16 protein-coding genes are annotated in these 14105 nt (G+C 49.7%); 12 read left to right on the forward strand and 4 right to left on the reverse strand.

From position 1 onward, the window contains the following. Positions 1–12 precede the first annotated feature (12 nt). The 4 genes from ACTRXD_RS21145 (at position 13) to ACTRXD_RS21160 (ending at position 3038) form a co-directional block, all read left to right on the forward strand. The gene (locus ACTRXD_RS21145; RefSeq protein WP_376753550.1) at positions 13–219 is read left to right on the forward strand and encodes a cysteine-rich CWC family protein; all 207 of its coding nucleotides are present in this window, start codon (positions 13–15) and stop codon (positions 217–219) included. Further along, the gene (gene cbiB, locus ACTRXD_RS21150) at positions 150–1178 is read left to right on the forward strand and encodes an adenosylcobinamide-phosphate synthase CbiB (protein ID WP_442433761.1); all 1029 of its coding nucleotides are present in this window, start codon (positions 150–152) and stop codon (positions 1176–1178) included. Before ACTRXD_RS21145 ends, cbiB begins: the two co-directional genes overlap by 70 nt. Next, the gene (cobD, locus tag ACTRXD_RS21155) at positions 1172–2299 is read left to right on the forward strand and encodes a threonine-phosphate decarboxylase CobD (protein ID WP_442434044.1); all 1128 of its coding nucleotides are present in this window, start codon (positions 1172–1174) and stop codon (positions 2297–2299) included. The genes cbiB and cobD overlap by 7 nt, the downstream gene beginning before the upstream one ends. Before the next feature lie 211 nt (positions 2300–2510). Next, positions 2511–3038: a hypothetical protein gene (locus tag ACTRXD_RS21160; RefSeq protein WP_442433762.1), complete on the forward strand. Its 528-nt coding sequence runs from the start codon at positions 2511–2513 to the stop codon at positions 3036–3038. 107 nt (positions 3039–3145) lie between these two features. Here the strand turns inward: ACTRXD_RS21160 and ACTRXD_RS21165 are convergent, their stop codons facing one another. Next, a complete protein-coding gene (locus tag ACTRXD_RS21165) occupies positions 3146–3484 on the reverse strand; it encodes a Rieske (2Fe-2S) protein (RefSeq protein ID WP_442433763.1) in 339 nt (112 codons plus the stop codon). 148 nt (positions 3485–3632) lie between these two features. Between ACTRXD_RS21165 and ACTRXD_RS21170 the strand changes: the two genes are divergently transcribed. Beyond that, positions 3633–4169 carry an HNH endonuclease gene (locus ACTRXD_RS21170; protein WP_312640449.1) on the forward strand — a complete coding sequence of 179 codons (537 nt, stop codon included), beginning with the start codon at positions 3633–3635 and terminating at the stop codon, positions 4167–4169. Positions 4170–4449: 280 nt separating this feature from the next. On the opposite strand, the gene ACTRXD_RS21175 is transcribed toward ACTRXD_RS21170, so the two are convergent. Next, the gene (locus tag ACTRXD_RS21175) at positions 4450–4602 is read right to left on the reverse strand and encodes a hypothetical protein (protein WP_312640453.1); all 153 of its coding nucleotides are present in this window, start codon (positions 4600–4602) and stop codon (positions 4450–4452) included. Between the two features lie 424 nt (positions 4603–5026). Here ACTRXD_RS21175 and ACTRXD_RS21180 point away from each other — a divergent pair, with 424 nt between their 5' ends. Together ACTRXD_RS21180 and ACTRXD_RS21185 are read left to right on the forward strand one after the other, a co-directional pair. Beyond that, complete coding sequence (locus ACTRXD_RS21180; RefSeq protein WP_442433764.1) at positions 5027–6082, forward strand: putative zinc-binding metallopeptidase; 1056 nt, start codon at positions 5027–5029, stop codon at positions 6080–6082. Positions 6083–6096: 14 nt separating this feature from the next. Continuing rightward, on the forward strand, positions 6097–7101 hold the full coding sequence (locus ACTRXD_RS21185; protein ID WP_442433765.1) for a D-alanine--D-alanine ligase family protein: 1005 nt from the start codon (positions 6097–6099) through the stop codon (positions 7099–7101). A gap of 197 nt (positions 7102–7298) precedes the next feature. On the opposite strand, the gene shc is transcribed toward ACTRXD_RS21185, so the two are convergent. Both shc and ACTRXD_RS21195 read right to left on the reverse strand, forming a co-directional pair. Next, the gene (gene shc / locus ACTRXD_RS21190; RefSeq protein ID WP_442433766.1) at positions 7299–9824 is read right to left on the reverse strand and encodes a squalene--hopene cyclase; all 2526 of its coding nucleotides are present in this window, start codon (positions 9822–9824) and stop codon (positions 7299–7301) included. A 275-nt stretch (positions 9825–10099) separates the two neighbouring features. Beyond that, entirely contained in the window at positions 10100–10453 is a 354-nt protein-coding gene (locus tag ACTRXD_RS21195; RefSeq protein WP_442433767.1) for a DsrE family protein, read from the reverse strand. 166 nt (positions 10454–10619) lie between these two features. Between ACTRXD_RS21195 and moaC the strand changes: the two genes are divergently transcribed. The 5 genes from moaC (at position 10620) to accD (ending at position 14089) form a co-directional block, all read left to right on the forward strand. After that, a complete protein-coding gene (gene moaC, locus ACTRXD_RS21200; RefSeq protein ID WP_442434045.1) occupies positions 10620–11123 on the forward strand; it encodes a cyclic pyranopterin monophosphate synthase MoaC in 504 nt (167 codons plus the stop codon). A gap of 49 nt (positions 11124–11172) precedes the next feature. Further along, the gene (locus ACTRXD_RS21205; protein WP_312746670.1) at positions 11173–11433 is read left to right on the forward strand and encodes a MoaD/ThiS family protein; all 261 of its coding nucleotides are present in this window, start codon (positions 11173–11175) and stop codon (positions 11431–11433) included. Between the two features lie 22 nt (positions 11434–11455). After that, positions 11456–11899 (forward strand): molybdenum cofactor biosynthesis protein MoaE, encoded by a 444-nt coding sequence (locus tag ACTRXD_RS21210; RefSeq protein WP_442433768.1) that lies wholly within the window; start codon positions 11456–11458, stop codon positions 11897–11899. After that, positions 11899–12960 (forward strand): GTP 3',8-cyclase MoaA, encoded by a 1062-nt coding sequence (gene moaA, locus ACTRXD_RS21215; protein WP_442433769.1) that lies wholly within the window; start codon positions 11899–11901, stop codon positions 12958–12960. The genes ACTRXD_RS21210 and moaA overlap by 1 nt, the downstream gene beginning before the upstream one ends. Positions 12961–13228: 268 nt before the next feature. Next, positions 13229–14089 carry an acetyl-CoA carboxylase, carboxyltransferase subunit beta gene (gene accD, locus ACTRXD_RS21220; protein ID WP_442433770.1) on the forward strand — a complete coding sequence of 287 codons (861 nt, stop codon included), beginning with the start codon at positions 13229–13231 and terminating at the stop codon, positions 14087–14089. Positions 14090–14105: the final 16 nt, after the last annotated feature.

Here is a 14105-nt window from a genome sequence, read left to right on the forward strand (position 1 = left end):
GGCCAATTTATTATGACACGAACCTATCCTAAGCAGTGCGAACGTTGCGGTCGACCTTTTGAGTGCGGACTCTCCCGATGTTGGTGTAAAGATGTCCCTGTGAGCGATGCCCAATATGACAGTATCGCGAAACGTTATGATGACTGCGTGTGTCCGACTTGTCTTGCAGAATTGACTGGGAACAACTCTGCCCCTTCCGGTTCCAAAATCCCGGGCTAACGGTGGCGGATGACCTGACGGGGTTCAAATTTCTGGCGGTGTGCGCCCTTGATCTGATGATAGGCGATCCCCGCTGGTTGCCTCATCCCGTTCGCCTGATGGGGTTCATCATTCAAGCATATGAACGCCTGACGTTAGAGCGAATCTCTAGCCCATGGTCAAAAAGAACGGCCGGTTTTGGATTGGCCCTGGGGCTTCCCCTTGGATGCTTTTTTGTGACCCAGGGCATCTTGGAATGGGCTGAACTGGTGCATGAACAATTTGGCACAGTGATATGGGTGGTGCTGGGCTCTACCACTCTTGCCGGTCGGGATTTGTGGGTTCATGCCATGCGGGTCCATCGGGCATTGAGAATGGGATCACTCGTATCGGCTCGGGTTGAGGTAGGCCGGTTAGTCGGGCGGGACACTGCCGACCTTTCAGAAGAAGGGATTGTTCGGGCGACAGTGGAATCCGTATCTGAGAATACCTCCGATGGCATCGTGGCGCCGATGATTTATCTCGCGTTGGGAGGACCTGGCTGTGCCATAGCCTATAAAGCAATCAGTACGTTGGACTCGATGGTTGGTTATCGTACCGATCGGTATCGTGACTTTGGATGGGCATCCGCACGAGCCGATGATCTCGTCAATTGGGTGCCGGCTCGGCTTACAGCGGTGGCTATGAGTGTCGCGGCGGCGATTCGATTGGGCTCCGGCGTCTCAGCCTGGCAAATCTGTCGACGGGATGCGCGGCGTCACCCCAGCCCGAATAGTGGATGGCCCGAAGCGGCCATGGCCGGTGCTCTTGGGGTGCAACTCGGTGGAGAAAATATGTATGGAGGGGTGCTAGAAGTACGCGCCAGGTTAGGTGATCCGACCACACCCTGTTCCGTGGCGCTCATTCCTGTGGCGTTACAAGTCATGGGGATAGTCTATGGGATACTGGTTCTGGGGATCATGGCTTGGGTGATGTGGTGACCCAGCCGGTTGTGCATGGGGGGCAGGTTCATCAAATCGCAAAGGCGCTCGGACGGCCGGTGGACTCCTTTATTGATTTCAGTGCCAGTATTAATCCGTTTGGTCCACCCACCCCAGTGTTGAATGCGATGCAGCAAGCCTTACCTGCTTGCGGACATTATCCTGATCCAACTGCTGAAGATTTGCGCACACGCCTGGCTAAAGAGCATGGAATCTCATCGGACTCGATTGTGTTGGGTAACGGGTCGTCTGAATTAATTCGGATCTTACCTCGGGCTCTGTCCCTTTGCCAGGGATATGTGGCAGGTCCTACGTTCATGGAGTATGAGGCGTCTCTTCATATCGCGGGTGCGCGCTGTACGTATGCCCTGGCCACGTCTGCGGAAAAGTATGCTCCTCCCCTGGGACAGCTTTCGCTTTTGGTGGACGGTATCCGCTCCGGTTCTCAGAAGGACGCGTTCAGTAACCAGGAATCATTTACGGCTGTGTTTGTGTGTAATCCGAACAGTCCAACAGGAAGAGTGGTTTCGCCCCGATCTCTTCGAACCCTTTATCGGCAAATTGAACAAGCCGGGCTTTGGATGGTGGTTGATGAAGCCTTTATTGATTTTTGCCCCTCCCATTCCCTCATTAAAGAAATTCCGAACGCCAAACGATTGCTTATTCTCAGAAGTTTTACGAAATTTTATGGTATGCCGGGAATTCGTCTCGGGTACTTGGTGGGGGCGCCGGAGACGGTTTCCAAAATCCGCCGGTTGCTCCCTCCGTGGTCGGTCAGTCATTTTGCCCAGGAGGCCGGTGTCGCGGCATTGGATGACGTCAGATACCGACTGCGAAGTGTGAAGTTTATACAACAGGAACGACAACGATTTATGACGCGATTACGTGGAGTCCCTGGACTGCGGATCATTCCCGCATCCGCGAATTTTGTGATGGTGGAGTTACCTTCGAAATGTGTGACAGCCAATCTTGTTTCACAACTAACACGACAGGGGATCCTCGTCCGGGATTGTCAGACATTTTCCGGAATGACTCAGCCGGCACTTCGTCTTGCCATTCGCTACCCACGTGAGAATAATAAGGTGATACATGCCTTAAAAGAGGCATTACGAGGCAGCTGAAATCAGGAACCGGAAGATTGACGATTGCCGGATAGGCCTATGTATTCAGTCAGGGGGATGTTACATAGAAAAGTTAAGCGGGGGAGGCACGTAGGAATCATGTGTGCTATAACACCAAGAGGACGCCGGTCGCCACATGATCGGATGTCTCCGGATCCGGAATGATGTTCTCATAAAAAAAGTTTTTCAAAGACCACAATGGATAACAGGCATGTCGACTCAATTTAAAAAGATTATCGGGTATCTTCTCGTTGTTTTCCTGGTCATAGGATTTTTTCTGCTGTATCGCTATGTCCAGCCGGCGGGGTATCACCTTCCAGATGACCCCCTTGCGTTGGAAGCGTTGGAATTGGTCAAAAAGCACCGATCCCGGCAAGGCTATACCCTGGACGAAGCGGTTCAGTTAATGGTGGATGATTTGAAAACAAAAGGTATTCCGTTTCATGAAGGAGATTGGCAGGTGGCCGCACAGGGCGAGGATAAATATATGGTACGTAAAATTGTGCGAGAGAAGGGTTCCGTGGAGTGGATCGAGCGGGAATATGCCTGGAGAGTGGATAGCAAAGAAAAGTCAATTCGAGTGATCTCGCTAGCCGCCCAACAATTGATGCCGTTTGAGAATTTGCCGCCCCTTCCCCATGGCGATCAAATTTCATCCCTTCCGGGCATGATGCTGAAATTACCTGTTGTGGGCCAGTTCGAAGAAGAGTCTGCTGCTAAGGGTATTCTCCTCATGTAAACAGCTTACTGGATGTCTCGGAGTTCCCGCGATCTGCGTTGTGGTGAATAGGGAGTGAAAGTTGTTGGCAGGAATGGCTTTTTCAACATTCCAGAGTTTTTAGTATTCTATAATTGCCTATTCTCAGGTGTGGGTGGGGCGACGTGGATGATGCCATCAACCACCTGTACTTCATAACACGGCACGTTCCAGCTCGGGCTCGGGTTTTTTTGGCAAACCCCGGTTTTGATATCAAACTTCCATCCGTGCCAGGGGCATTCGACGAAGTCTCCCTCTACCAATCCCTCTCCCAGTGGCCCTCCGGCATGGGGACAGGTATTATCAAGGGCATAGATCACACCTTCGACATTAAATAAGGCAATACCGTAATCCTGGAGCTCAATGCTTTGACAGGTGCCTGGAGGGAGATCTTGAATCTTGGCAACCGGATGGAAGTTTAAGGACATGGTCAACTCTAAGCGGCCAAAACCCCTAATATATCAACTTCTTCCTGGCGCAACAAGAGCCCCATGGTCTCTCTTGATTCTCTGGATTCGTCGGTGATATAGGAACAGGGTTTCCTCCAACCAGGCGAGGTCTCTAGAGTACGTTTGTATGGAAATGACTCTCCTACTCAATGCTACCTATGAGCCATTGCGAGTTGTGCACTGGCAAAAAGCCATCAATTTGTTATGGCAAGGAAAAGTCGAAGTCCTTGAATTTTATGATCGGGATATTCGAGGGGTGTCCATTTCCTTTAAATTGCCTTCCGTGATGCGTCTTCTCAACATGGTCAAGCTTCGTTCGAATCATCATGCAGTGAAATTTTCTCGTATCAATATTTTTACCCGTGACCGGTATACCTGCCAATATTGCTATGCACGGTTTCGCACCGAAGAATTGACGTTTGATCATGTGGTGCCTATTGCCAAAGGTGGGAAGAAAACCTGGGAAAACATTGTGACGGCATGTTGGCGATGTAATAACCGGAAAAGCGGGCGTGTTCCCCATGAGGCAGGGATGAAATTACTCAAGGAGCCCGTCAAGCCTAAATGGACCCCCCGGCTGACACTTATGATCGGTATACGCCACGCTCCGGAAAGTTGGCGGGATTATTTATACTGGAATGTGGAATTGGATGCGGATTCCTAGATCCTCCTGCTCTCCTGATTTCTGATGGTTGTTAGCGGGGCCATATGCCTTTGGTTCCCGGTGACGGACTACCTAAAGCGGAACTTCATGCCCTCACAAGAAGCGAATCCGGCGCCTTTCTGGGGCACGAGCAGGAATAGTGTGCGATGAGACGGGGCATCACTACTCTGTCTCTTTTTCTCCGATTCCCTGAAAATGCTCATCAATGACCCGAATAGGCAGAACGCTCCGGAGTTATCTGCCGATCCGGGTCGAACGATTGAGGAATCACGCACTTGCGCTACGATACCTCGATGAGAGGAATCGGTGCCCGCTCGGCTTGTTTCCGTAGGCCACAATTGATACACCAGAAAACCAGAAGAGACATTCCTGATTCCATGTCGACTTCCCGATCGAGCAACATCGTTCCTTGGCATTTTTCACAGCGATACATAGATGAATCTCCTGTGGTGCTACCGGTCAGGCTTTAAGGAGTCGTCAGAATCAACAGGGAAAAGAGCGTACAGGCATTTGGCCGAGAAAATGAATGAGGACCAAAGAAATGAATAAAGCCTTGAGCACTGATTCTTCAGACGCGCTGACTCGGAGTGTGAATAAAAAATTGCATGGTCCTGAATGAAAGAATCCTAAAAAAGAGGGGCAATCTACCATAGGCAAAAAGGTAAAAGCTATGGAATTCAAGTCTGAAAATGAGAATAGGGGAGGCATGGTTGAGGTTTTGACTTAGAGTGGAAATGGAGTGACGATTTGAGCATCATCCGGCGGTTGATGCGGAAGAGTCTGTCAAGGGAGGATAGTCTGATTCTCACGAAAGGGTTTTTGATGATGATTCAAAACCGACGATGGCATGGGAGGTTGTGAGTTTGGAACTTTTGCCGGACTTTAAGCCCCCTGTCCCCATAGAGCCTGAATGGGTTTCCTGGACTGATGAACAGTTGTTGAATCTCCGGTTGTCTGATTTGAATATCCGCATTTCCGGAACTGAATTGGGTCAATGCGTCCGTCAGTTATACCGCGAATTGAAGGATCACGGGTTGGTGTTTCGTCCCCATGTCTGGTTGTCCGACGATTGGTATTCGCCTGATGGCACGCCGGGTCTTGCCGTGCCGTTCTATATGGGGCATCCGCGATTGGCGAAGTTGGAGCTCAATCAAATGTTGGAAGTGGAGGGCGGGACCCCGGAATGGTGTATGCGGATTCTTCGACACGAAACGGGCCATGCGATTGAGAATGCCTACCGCTTACGCCGGCGGCGGAGCCGGCAACAAATGTTCGGGCATACTTCGGTTCCGTATCCCGATTGTTATTTGCCGAAGCCCTATAGTAAAAGTTTTGTGTTGCATCTTGATATGTGGTATGCCCAGAGTCATCCAGACGAGGATTTTGCCGAAACCTTTGCCGTCTGGCTCACCCCGCACTCACATTGGCGTGAGCGTTATGCCGGCTGGCCGGCACTTAAAAAATTGGAATATATGGACGGGCTTATGAAGGAGTTAGCGGGGGTTGCGCCAATTGTGACGACCAGGGAACAGGTGGACCCTATTCAGCGGCTGCACAAAACGCTCCGGGAACATTATCAAGACAAACGGGAACGGTATGGGCTGGACTACCCAAACTTTTATGATCGGGACCTGCGGCGTCTCTTTTCCGGGGATCCGGATCAATCGGCAAATACGTCCGCGGAGAATTTTATCAGGAAATTCAGAAAAGAAGTTCGCCGGAAAGTCGCGGCATGGACGGGAGAGTATCAATATACCATTGATCAAGTTTTACAAGATATGATGGCACATTGCCGGGAACGGAATTTGCGGTTAGCCGTTCCTGAAGAGCAGGCAAAAGTGGACTTTACGATTTTATTGACGGTGCAAACGATGAACTATTTGCATGGTGGACGACATCGGGTGGTGTTATGAGGAAGCTTCGCGTCATGGCCCTTATGCATCAGGATCTCGTGCCCCCCGAGGATGTGGAGCATGCCGATTTGGCTGAGGTTGAATGGAAAACCGAATTTGATGTGGTCTCCACTCTACGGGATCTTGGCCATGAGGTTATGGCTGTCGGTGTCAGAGATGATTTAAGCGTTATTGATAACCTGGTAACGGATTGGAAGCCCCACATTGCTTTCAATCTGCTGGAAGAATTCAATGGCAATCCGGAGTTCGATCAAAATGTCGTGTCCTATTTGGAGCTTTTGGGAGTTCCCTATACCGGGTGTAATCCCAAGGGGCTCGTGCTTACTCGGGATAAAGGCTGGTCAAAAAAAATTATGGCCTACCATGGCATCCGATGCCCGGAGTTTGTGGTCTATCCTCTGGGGCGAGGGATCAAGTGGGCAGAAGATTTTCCCTTTCCGGTCATTGTCAAATCCATTAGTGAAGAAGCGTCCCTCGGCATTTCTCAAGCATCTATCGTCCATGACGAAGAGAAACTCAAAGAACGTGTTGAATTTGTGCATCAGAGTGTGGGCACGAGCGTCATCGTCGAGCGTTACATTGAAGGACGGGAACTCTATGTGGGTGTGTTAGGTAATCGACGATTGCAAGCCCTGCCGGTTTGGGAGTTGCACTTAAAAAATCTTCCTCCTGATGCTCTGCCGATTGCCACGGCCCGGGTGAAATGGAGTACGAAATATCAAAAAAAATATGGGATTCAATCGGGTGAGGTTGAGGGGTTACATCCTAAGCTGGTGCGACATATTCAACAAACGGCCAAACGGGTCTTTCATATTTTGGGATTAAACGGCTATGCCCGCATGGACTTTCGGTTAGATCCCAAGGAGCACCTGTATATATTGGAAGCCAATCCCAATGCTCAACTGGCCTATGGTGAGGATCTTGCTGAGTCGGCTGAACGAGCCGGTATTTCCTATGAAGCGCTGATTCAACGAATTCTGAATATCGGCCTGAGCTGGAAGCCCGAAAGCCAGCGATAGAGGGGATTTTGATAAACCTGCCAGGAGCAAAGTCGAAGGGCTGTCGGTAAGACTCTTTGCCCATTGTTTTTTGCTCTTAGATGTTGGCTGCAGAATGATTTCCTTGAGTCTGAGTTTTATTTCACAAAAAAGCGGAACTTTCTAAGATTATTGTAAAAATGCAAGAATTGATTCGTTTATTTGGGCACAGAGCATGGTCATGAGTTCTTTAATCCTGCTTGCCAGGTAGCAAGGGCCAATAATGGAAAGTAGTGCGAGTACAAATGGTATTTCAAATAGAAAACGTTAGGGAATCCGGTTCCTGTCATGAGTTCCTCGTCCCACCCTCCTTGCTGGTTCTGATGAGTGAGCAGCCAGTCGATTCCACGATGAACGGGTTTTGAGGTTCGATCGCCAGCCGCTTCAAGTGCAAGTAAGGCCCAGGCTGTTTGTGAAGGTGTGCTTGAGGCTGGAACAAATTCCTGCTTTTCATAGCTAGCACAGCTTTCTCCCCATCCGCCATCATGGTTTTGGATTGACCGCATCCAGGTGGCAGCTCGCTGAATTGCGGCGTTTGCAGTCGGGGAGCCACTTGCGCGAAGGCCACGCACGGCGAGGAATGTCCCATAGGTATAATTTACCCCCCAGCGTCCATCCCAACTCCCACTGGGTTGTTGATGGCCCAATAGAAACTGGACGGCACGCGCGATTGCCGGGTGTTGGTATGTGTAATCACGCCGACAGAGTGCCTCCAATACCCGCCCGGTTATATCAGGGCAGCTGGGATCAAGCATGGCATTATGGTCTGCAAATGGGACCTTATTCAGTAAGGCCCAATTATTATCAACATCAAAGGCAGCCCAACCTCCGTCTGAGGATTGCATCCCTAATAACCAGTTGATGGCACGACCTTCGGCGCGGGTCTGCCGGTCGGGATCAGAGGCCTTGGCATGCTGTAGGGCCAACAAGACCATGGCGGTGTCGTCGATATCCGGGTAGAGTTCATTCGCAAATTGGAAAGGCCATCCTCCAGCCTGCAAATCCGGTCGCTTGACCGACCAGTCTCCTTTCCGGCGAATCTCTTTGCTTAATAACCAGTCAGCTGCCCGCTGCATGGCTTGTGGTTCACCAACACCGAGTTCTCCTAATGCAAACATTGAGATAGCGGTATCCCATACCGGGGACAAGCTTGGCTGAAACTGCAAGGCATCTTCTTTCTCAATAATGAGCCCTTCAAGCTGGCCAAGTGTGTCAATGAAGTCCGGGTGGTCTCGCTCATAACCCAGAGCATCCATCGCCATGAGGGCATACATCATTCCTGGAAATATCGCACCCAATCCATCCGTGAACCGCATGTGATCGAGCATCCACTTCTCCGCTTCGCGTATCGCTTTGGCGCGAACATCCTTAAAGCCCCGCTTTTCCCAGAGTTTCAATATCTTGTCCACCTGATGAAACAGGAGAGAAAAGGGATCTTTTCTTGGGAACCTCAGTTTTCGATTGGGCACCATGAGTTCGTCAACGGTCCAATTTCCGGGCACTTTGTGTTGCACTCCGGACGCTTGAAGAATGGAGAGGGGGACGACGATGGCCCGACTCCATGATGAAATTTCATACAAGACATTTCCAGGGATAAGGACGAGTTCAGGTGGAACACTCGGTGTGTATTTTCTTGGGAAGAGACCAAACATGCTCAGATTATTCTTCGTGTAGCTATTGGTGGCTTGAAGACCCCCGAGGGCAAGAATGCGTTCACGCGCACGCTGCATAAGCGGTTGGTCGGGATCATAGCCCCCAACTCGAAGCGCCACATATGCACGAGTCGTGGCATTTACTTCGGCTGGTCCTTCCGTATAAATATTCCATCCACCATCTGAAAGTTGTCGGTCAAGAATGGTGCGGATGGCTTCCTTGACTTTGGTCTGAATTCTTGGCTCCCACACACCGTTCTCTGGTGGATAGAGCCAGAGTAAAAGCAATACGTAGTCGGATTCCAATGTTGTGTCGGCGGTTAAATCGCCCTGCCAAAACCCTCGCGGATTTTGTTTCGCCAGTAGTGCACGCGCAGAGGTTTGGGTGGGTTGATACGCTTGTCGTTCGAGTTCCTCCACATGTGATTTAAAGGAAGCCAATTCCGCGAAGGCGTCATTAGGCGGTGTGGGTATGGTGGTTGCGGACGTGTCTCTCATGGGTTCTCCTGATTGTGTGTGAGATTGGATCTCCAAAACAAATGTGGCTCGTTGCTCGCGCGTGGGAGGCGCTAATCCTAGGGCCTCGCTGAACCAGAGCCCTTCGACAGCCAGCCGCCCTAAGAGGGAACGAGTCGGATCATTGGTATTGGCCAGAAAAATGCTCTGCCAATTTTGGTATCGCTCTCGAATGGGTTCGAGAAGATGGGGATTGATGGAAAAAGCCGCCATGAGGATGGAGGCGATTTCTTCTCCCCGAAGGGACCGATTATGGACGGTATTGTCGATAATCTCATGGCTAAAAGCCATGCCGGGATGCTCCTCATGAATGGAGCTAGTGAGAAATTCTCCAACCTGTTTGCGATCCAAATCCTGTATGAGTAACTCTATGAGCCCTGCAAGTAACTGTTCCTTTCCCTCAAAATGATAGAGTAAGCCACCTTTACTGATTCCGGCTTCTCGAGCGACATGCTCGAGTGTCAATGCACTAACCCCGTTTTGTCCCAACAGGTCTATGGCGGTCTCAAGGATCAAATAGCGGGTTGAAGTTAGCATAGATTGTTACTGTACCGTCTGGCTGGTTTAGTTTCAATGGAAAAATTTTTGATTGTAAACAATTAGGTACGAAGAGAGAATGATCCTGGCTGGTTTAGAGTCGGGGCAGCAAAAAATTCATGAAAATGGCATTCACCATGCCAATCAGGCCTCTTGCTGAGGTCAATGTAGGAATAGGAAACATGCCATGCTTTTGGTCCACAAAATAACTGTCTAGAATATCTGGGACTTCGTATCATTTGGCAGAAGCTCAGAGAGCGAAGCGGGGAGGGAAGTTAATTAAACGCCAGGAAACGGTCGCACCCGTCGATGATGTTTGAGAGAATAACCAAGCCGCAAAAGGTCACTTCCTTACCATATCCGTCGGTGGAGATGTGGTGTTGTTGACATCCATAGGCGCACACAAATAGTTTCAGGCCGTTCTTCGCCAACTCCGTAAATCTCGGGTCCTCTAGATTTCTGACTCCCTCATCAATGAAATACAAATAGGTATCTACTTTATTCGCTAACGCGGTTTTGGAGAGGTGGTAGACTGTATCTGCATTGGGATTTTCGGGTGAGGTTGAGAGCAGCAGGCCTAATTTTTTATTGGCGAGAGTAGGATTGGCTATGTTAGTGGTGGAGTCCATGGGAGAAACCCTCTGTATAATAAGGTTTTACGACTGTTTATAGGTGGAATGAGCTTGGCTGTCAAGGGAATATTCAGGGGGGATGTTTTGCTTGACGTCGTTTTTCCCCTGTCTTTATAATTTACTGATTTTCAAAAGAAATTTTCATCTCTGACTATTTTTGATGATGGCAAATCTAACGCATTTTAATGAGTCCGGACGGGCTCGAATGGTGGATGTGACGGACAAGCCTCCGACCGAGCGTGTAGCGGTGGCAGAGGGGAAAGTGTTTGTCTTGCCGGAAACCCTTGAAAAAATTCATGCAGGTCGGATTGCAAAGGGTGATGTGCTGGCCGTGGCTCAAGTGGCCGGCGTGATGGGGGCCAAACGGACTCCGAATCTAATCCCGATGTGCCATCCTATACTTCTCACAGGAGTAGATGTTGACTTCAAAGAAGACCCCCAGCTTAATTCGGATGGACGGTGTGTCATTACGATTGTCGCAACGGTGAAAACCACCGGAAATACCGGAGTAGAAATGGAGGCCATGACGGCTGTTTCTGTGGCAGCTCTGACGATTTACGATATGTGTAAGGCGGTAGATAAAGGCATGGAGTTTGGAGAGATAGCCCTGGTTTCAAAATCCGGAGGAAAGTCAGGAACGTATGTCCGTGTGCAAAAGGGCAGGTAGGAAAAAGATGAGGCCCATTACTCGAGCTTGATCCTGGGAGTTGTAAATTGTGAAGATTAAATTATTCGGGATGTTAAAGACCATGATTCCTGGAGGTAAGGATTTGGAAGTGGCTTTTTCCGAAGGTGAACAGGTCAAGGATCTGGTTTATACCATACAGAGGGAGTATCCTCAGGTTGGTGAATTGCTCGAAAAGAAAAAAGTGCTGGTATCGGTGAACCAAGAAATTGCTCATTGGGACACGGTGCTGGACACGGCTGATGAGGTCGCATTATTGCCTCCCTTTGCAGGAGGATCAGGCGAATTATGAGCTTAGGAGAAAGGGCAATCCGATGGCTGTTGAATTAGAAGAAAGTATGCTGGTTCGGGTGCAACTGGAAAATTTCTCAATTGATGAAGAATTGCAACGAGTGAGATCTCGGTCCCGTCGAATCGGGGGTATTGCCATGTTTTTGGGTACGGCCCGTGATCGCTCCAAGGGTCGAGACGTAAGTTCCATGAGTTTTGATCACTACGAAGGGATGGCCCAGAAAAAACTTAAAGAAATTCGAGAACAGGCACTTCGTGATTTTGCTATTATTGAGGCATTGGTCCTCCATCGCCATGGTCCCATTGAAATTGGTGACAATATTGTGCTGATCATTGTTGGGGCTGAACATCGTGCCGATGCGTTTAAGGCTTGCCAATGGTGTATTGATGAACTCAAAAAAATTACTCCAATCTGGAAAATGGAAACGACGCCGGAGGGCGAAGTGTGGGTGGAGGAACACCCATAATGGATGTGGGGGGAGCCGTGACTCTGCCGGATGCGGTCAAAGATGTCTGGGGACGTCCCTTACGATCCTTGCGGGTGTCAGTGACCGATCGATGCAATTTACGGTGTCAGTACTGTATGCCTGAGGAAAATTATGTGTGGCTTCCTCGGGAAAATCTGTTGACGTTTGAAGAAATCGCCTTCCTGACGAATGTGTTTTCCGATCGGGGAATTGATCGAGTACGTATTACCGGAGGCGAGCCTCTATTACGTAATAACGTGGCGGAACTCATCAAAATGCTTCGTCAAAACTCTCGCATTCACGATATTGCGATGACCACCAATGGGGTGTTGTTGAGTGAACAGGCGCAGGCTCTTTTCGATGCCGGGCTCCATCGGGTCACGGTGAGTCTGGATACGTTGAAACCCGAACGGTTTAAAGCACTGACTCGACGCGATACCCTGGACAGAGTGTTGGAAGGCATTACTTCAGTGGGACGGGTCGGGTTCACAGGATTGAAGCTGGATACGGTCGCCATGAAGGGATACAACGAGGATGAAGTCATTCCCTTGATTGAATATGGCAAGCAGGTCAACGGAGAAGTGCGTTTTATCGAATATATGGATGTAGGCGGAGCCAATGACTGGTCGGCGGAAAAGGTTCTTTCCCGGAAAGAGATTTTAAAGATGGTCGGAGAGTATTATGGTTCGGTCGAGCCGGTGGAGGAGGTCAGTTCGGCTCCTGCGCAGCGATTCCGGTTATCAGATGGAACTATATTTGGTATTATTTCTTCCACTACTGTGCCTTTCTGTTCGACATGTGACCGGAGTCGGTTGACGGCTGACGGGATGTGGTATTTGTGCTTGTATGCAAAAACCGGCCTTGACCTTCGCAAGCTCCTTCGAATGGAACGATCACGAACAGATATTCTCTCCATCATCCAGTCTGTCTGGGAATCTCGAAAAGATCGTGGGGCGGAAGAACGAAAAGAGCTGGAACAGGTCAGCGGTCGTGGCCGATATATTGACATTGAACGGTTGCGCCAAGATCCACATTTGGAAATGCATGCAAGGGGTGGTTGACCCTCGTGCCTTCTCCTTGTTTCCTGTCGTGTCCTCACTCTGTTGATACTCCGGACTGCTTTGCGGGTTAGGCACCTTATGCGAGGGATTCTTGCCGGTTCAACCTCCCTATGGTAATGTCGTGTCGTGACTGAAGACTGTGTCGGAGTATATGTTTTCTTGTTGTGTCCTTTTCCTGCCTTTCTCGAATTTTCTTTCTCTCAGCCAAATCTTGATGTAGGTTCGCGTACATTGCGTTCATGAGAGAAGCTTAAGGATAGACTGATCTATGGGATGGTTTAAACGAAATAAAAACACGGATACCGAAGGCACGTCCATTAAAATCGTGGAAGGGATGTGGGTTAAATGCGCAGTCTGTCGCGCCATTATTTTTAAACGCGAGGTTGAGCGAAATTTAAAAGTCTGCCCGAAATGCCAATACCATTTTCCGCTATCGGTTGGTGAGCGATTGGAATTGATCGTCGATCCTGGTTCATTCGAGGAATGGGATAAAGATTTAGTTCCAGGAGATCCCCTACAATTTGTGGACACATTGCCGTACCGCAAGCGCATTCACAAGGCCCAAGAAAAAACGGGAAAAAAAGAAGCAATTTTGACCGGGCGATGCCAAATTGGCAGGAAACCCGTGGCGCTTGGAATTTTTGACTTTTCATTTATGGGTGGGAGCATGGGATCGGTGGTCGGCGAGAAGATTTGTCGGGCAATCGACTACGCGCTGACGGGGCATCTGCCATTTTTGTTGGTCACGACTTCCGGTGGCGCACGAATGCAAGAGGGGACTTTGTCACTCATGCAAATGGCCAAAACCGCGTCAGCTTTGGCGAAATTACAAGAGGCTCGAATGCCCTTTGTTGTCCTGTTAACGGATCCGACCTTTGGGGGGGTCACTGCCAGTGTCGCAATGTTAGGTGATATCATTCTAGCAGAACCGAAGGCGCTGATTGGGTTTGCCGGCCCACGGGTCATAGAGCAAACGATCAAAGAACATTTGCCTGAAGGCTTTCAGCGTGCTGAGTTTTTGTTGGAACACGGCATGGTTGATCATATCGTGGAACGAAAAACTCTCAAGCCAACCCTGGAAACGTTGCTTTCGCATTGCGTGACAGAACTCTCTTCCTCTTCGGCGTAATGGCCGAAAGGTCAGG

The organism is Nitrospira sp. T9, assembly GCF_052156535.1.
Taxonomy (GTDB): Bacteria; Nitrospirota; Nitrospiria; order Nitrospirales; family UBA8639; genus Nitrospira_E.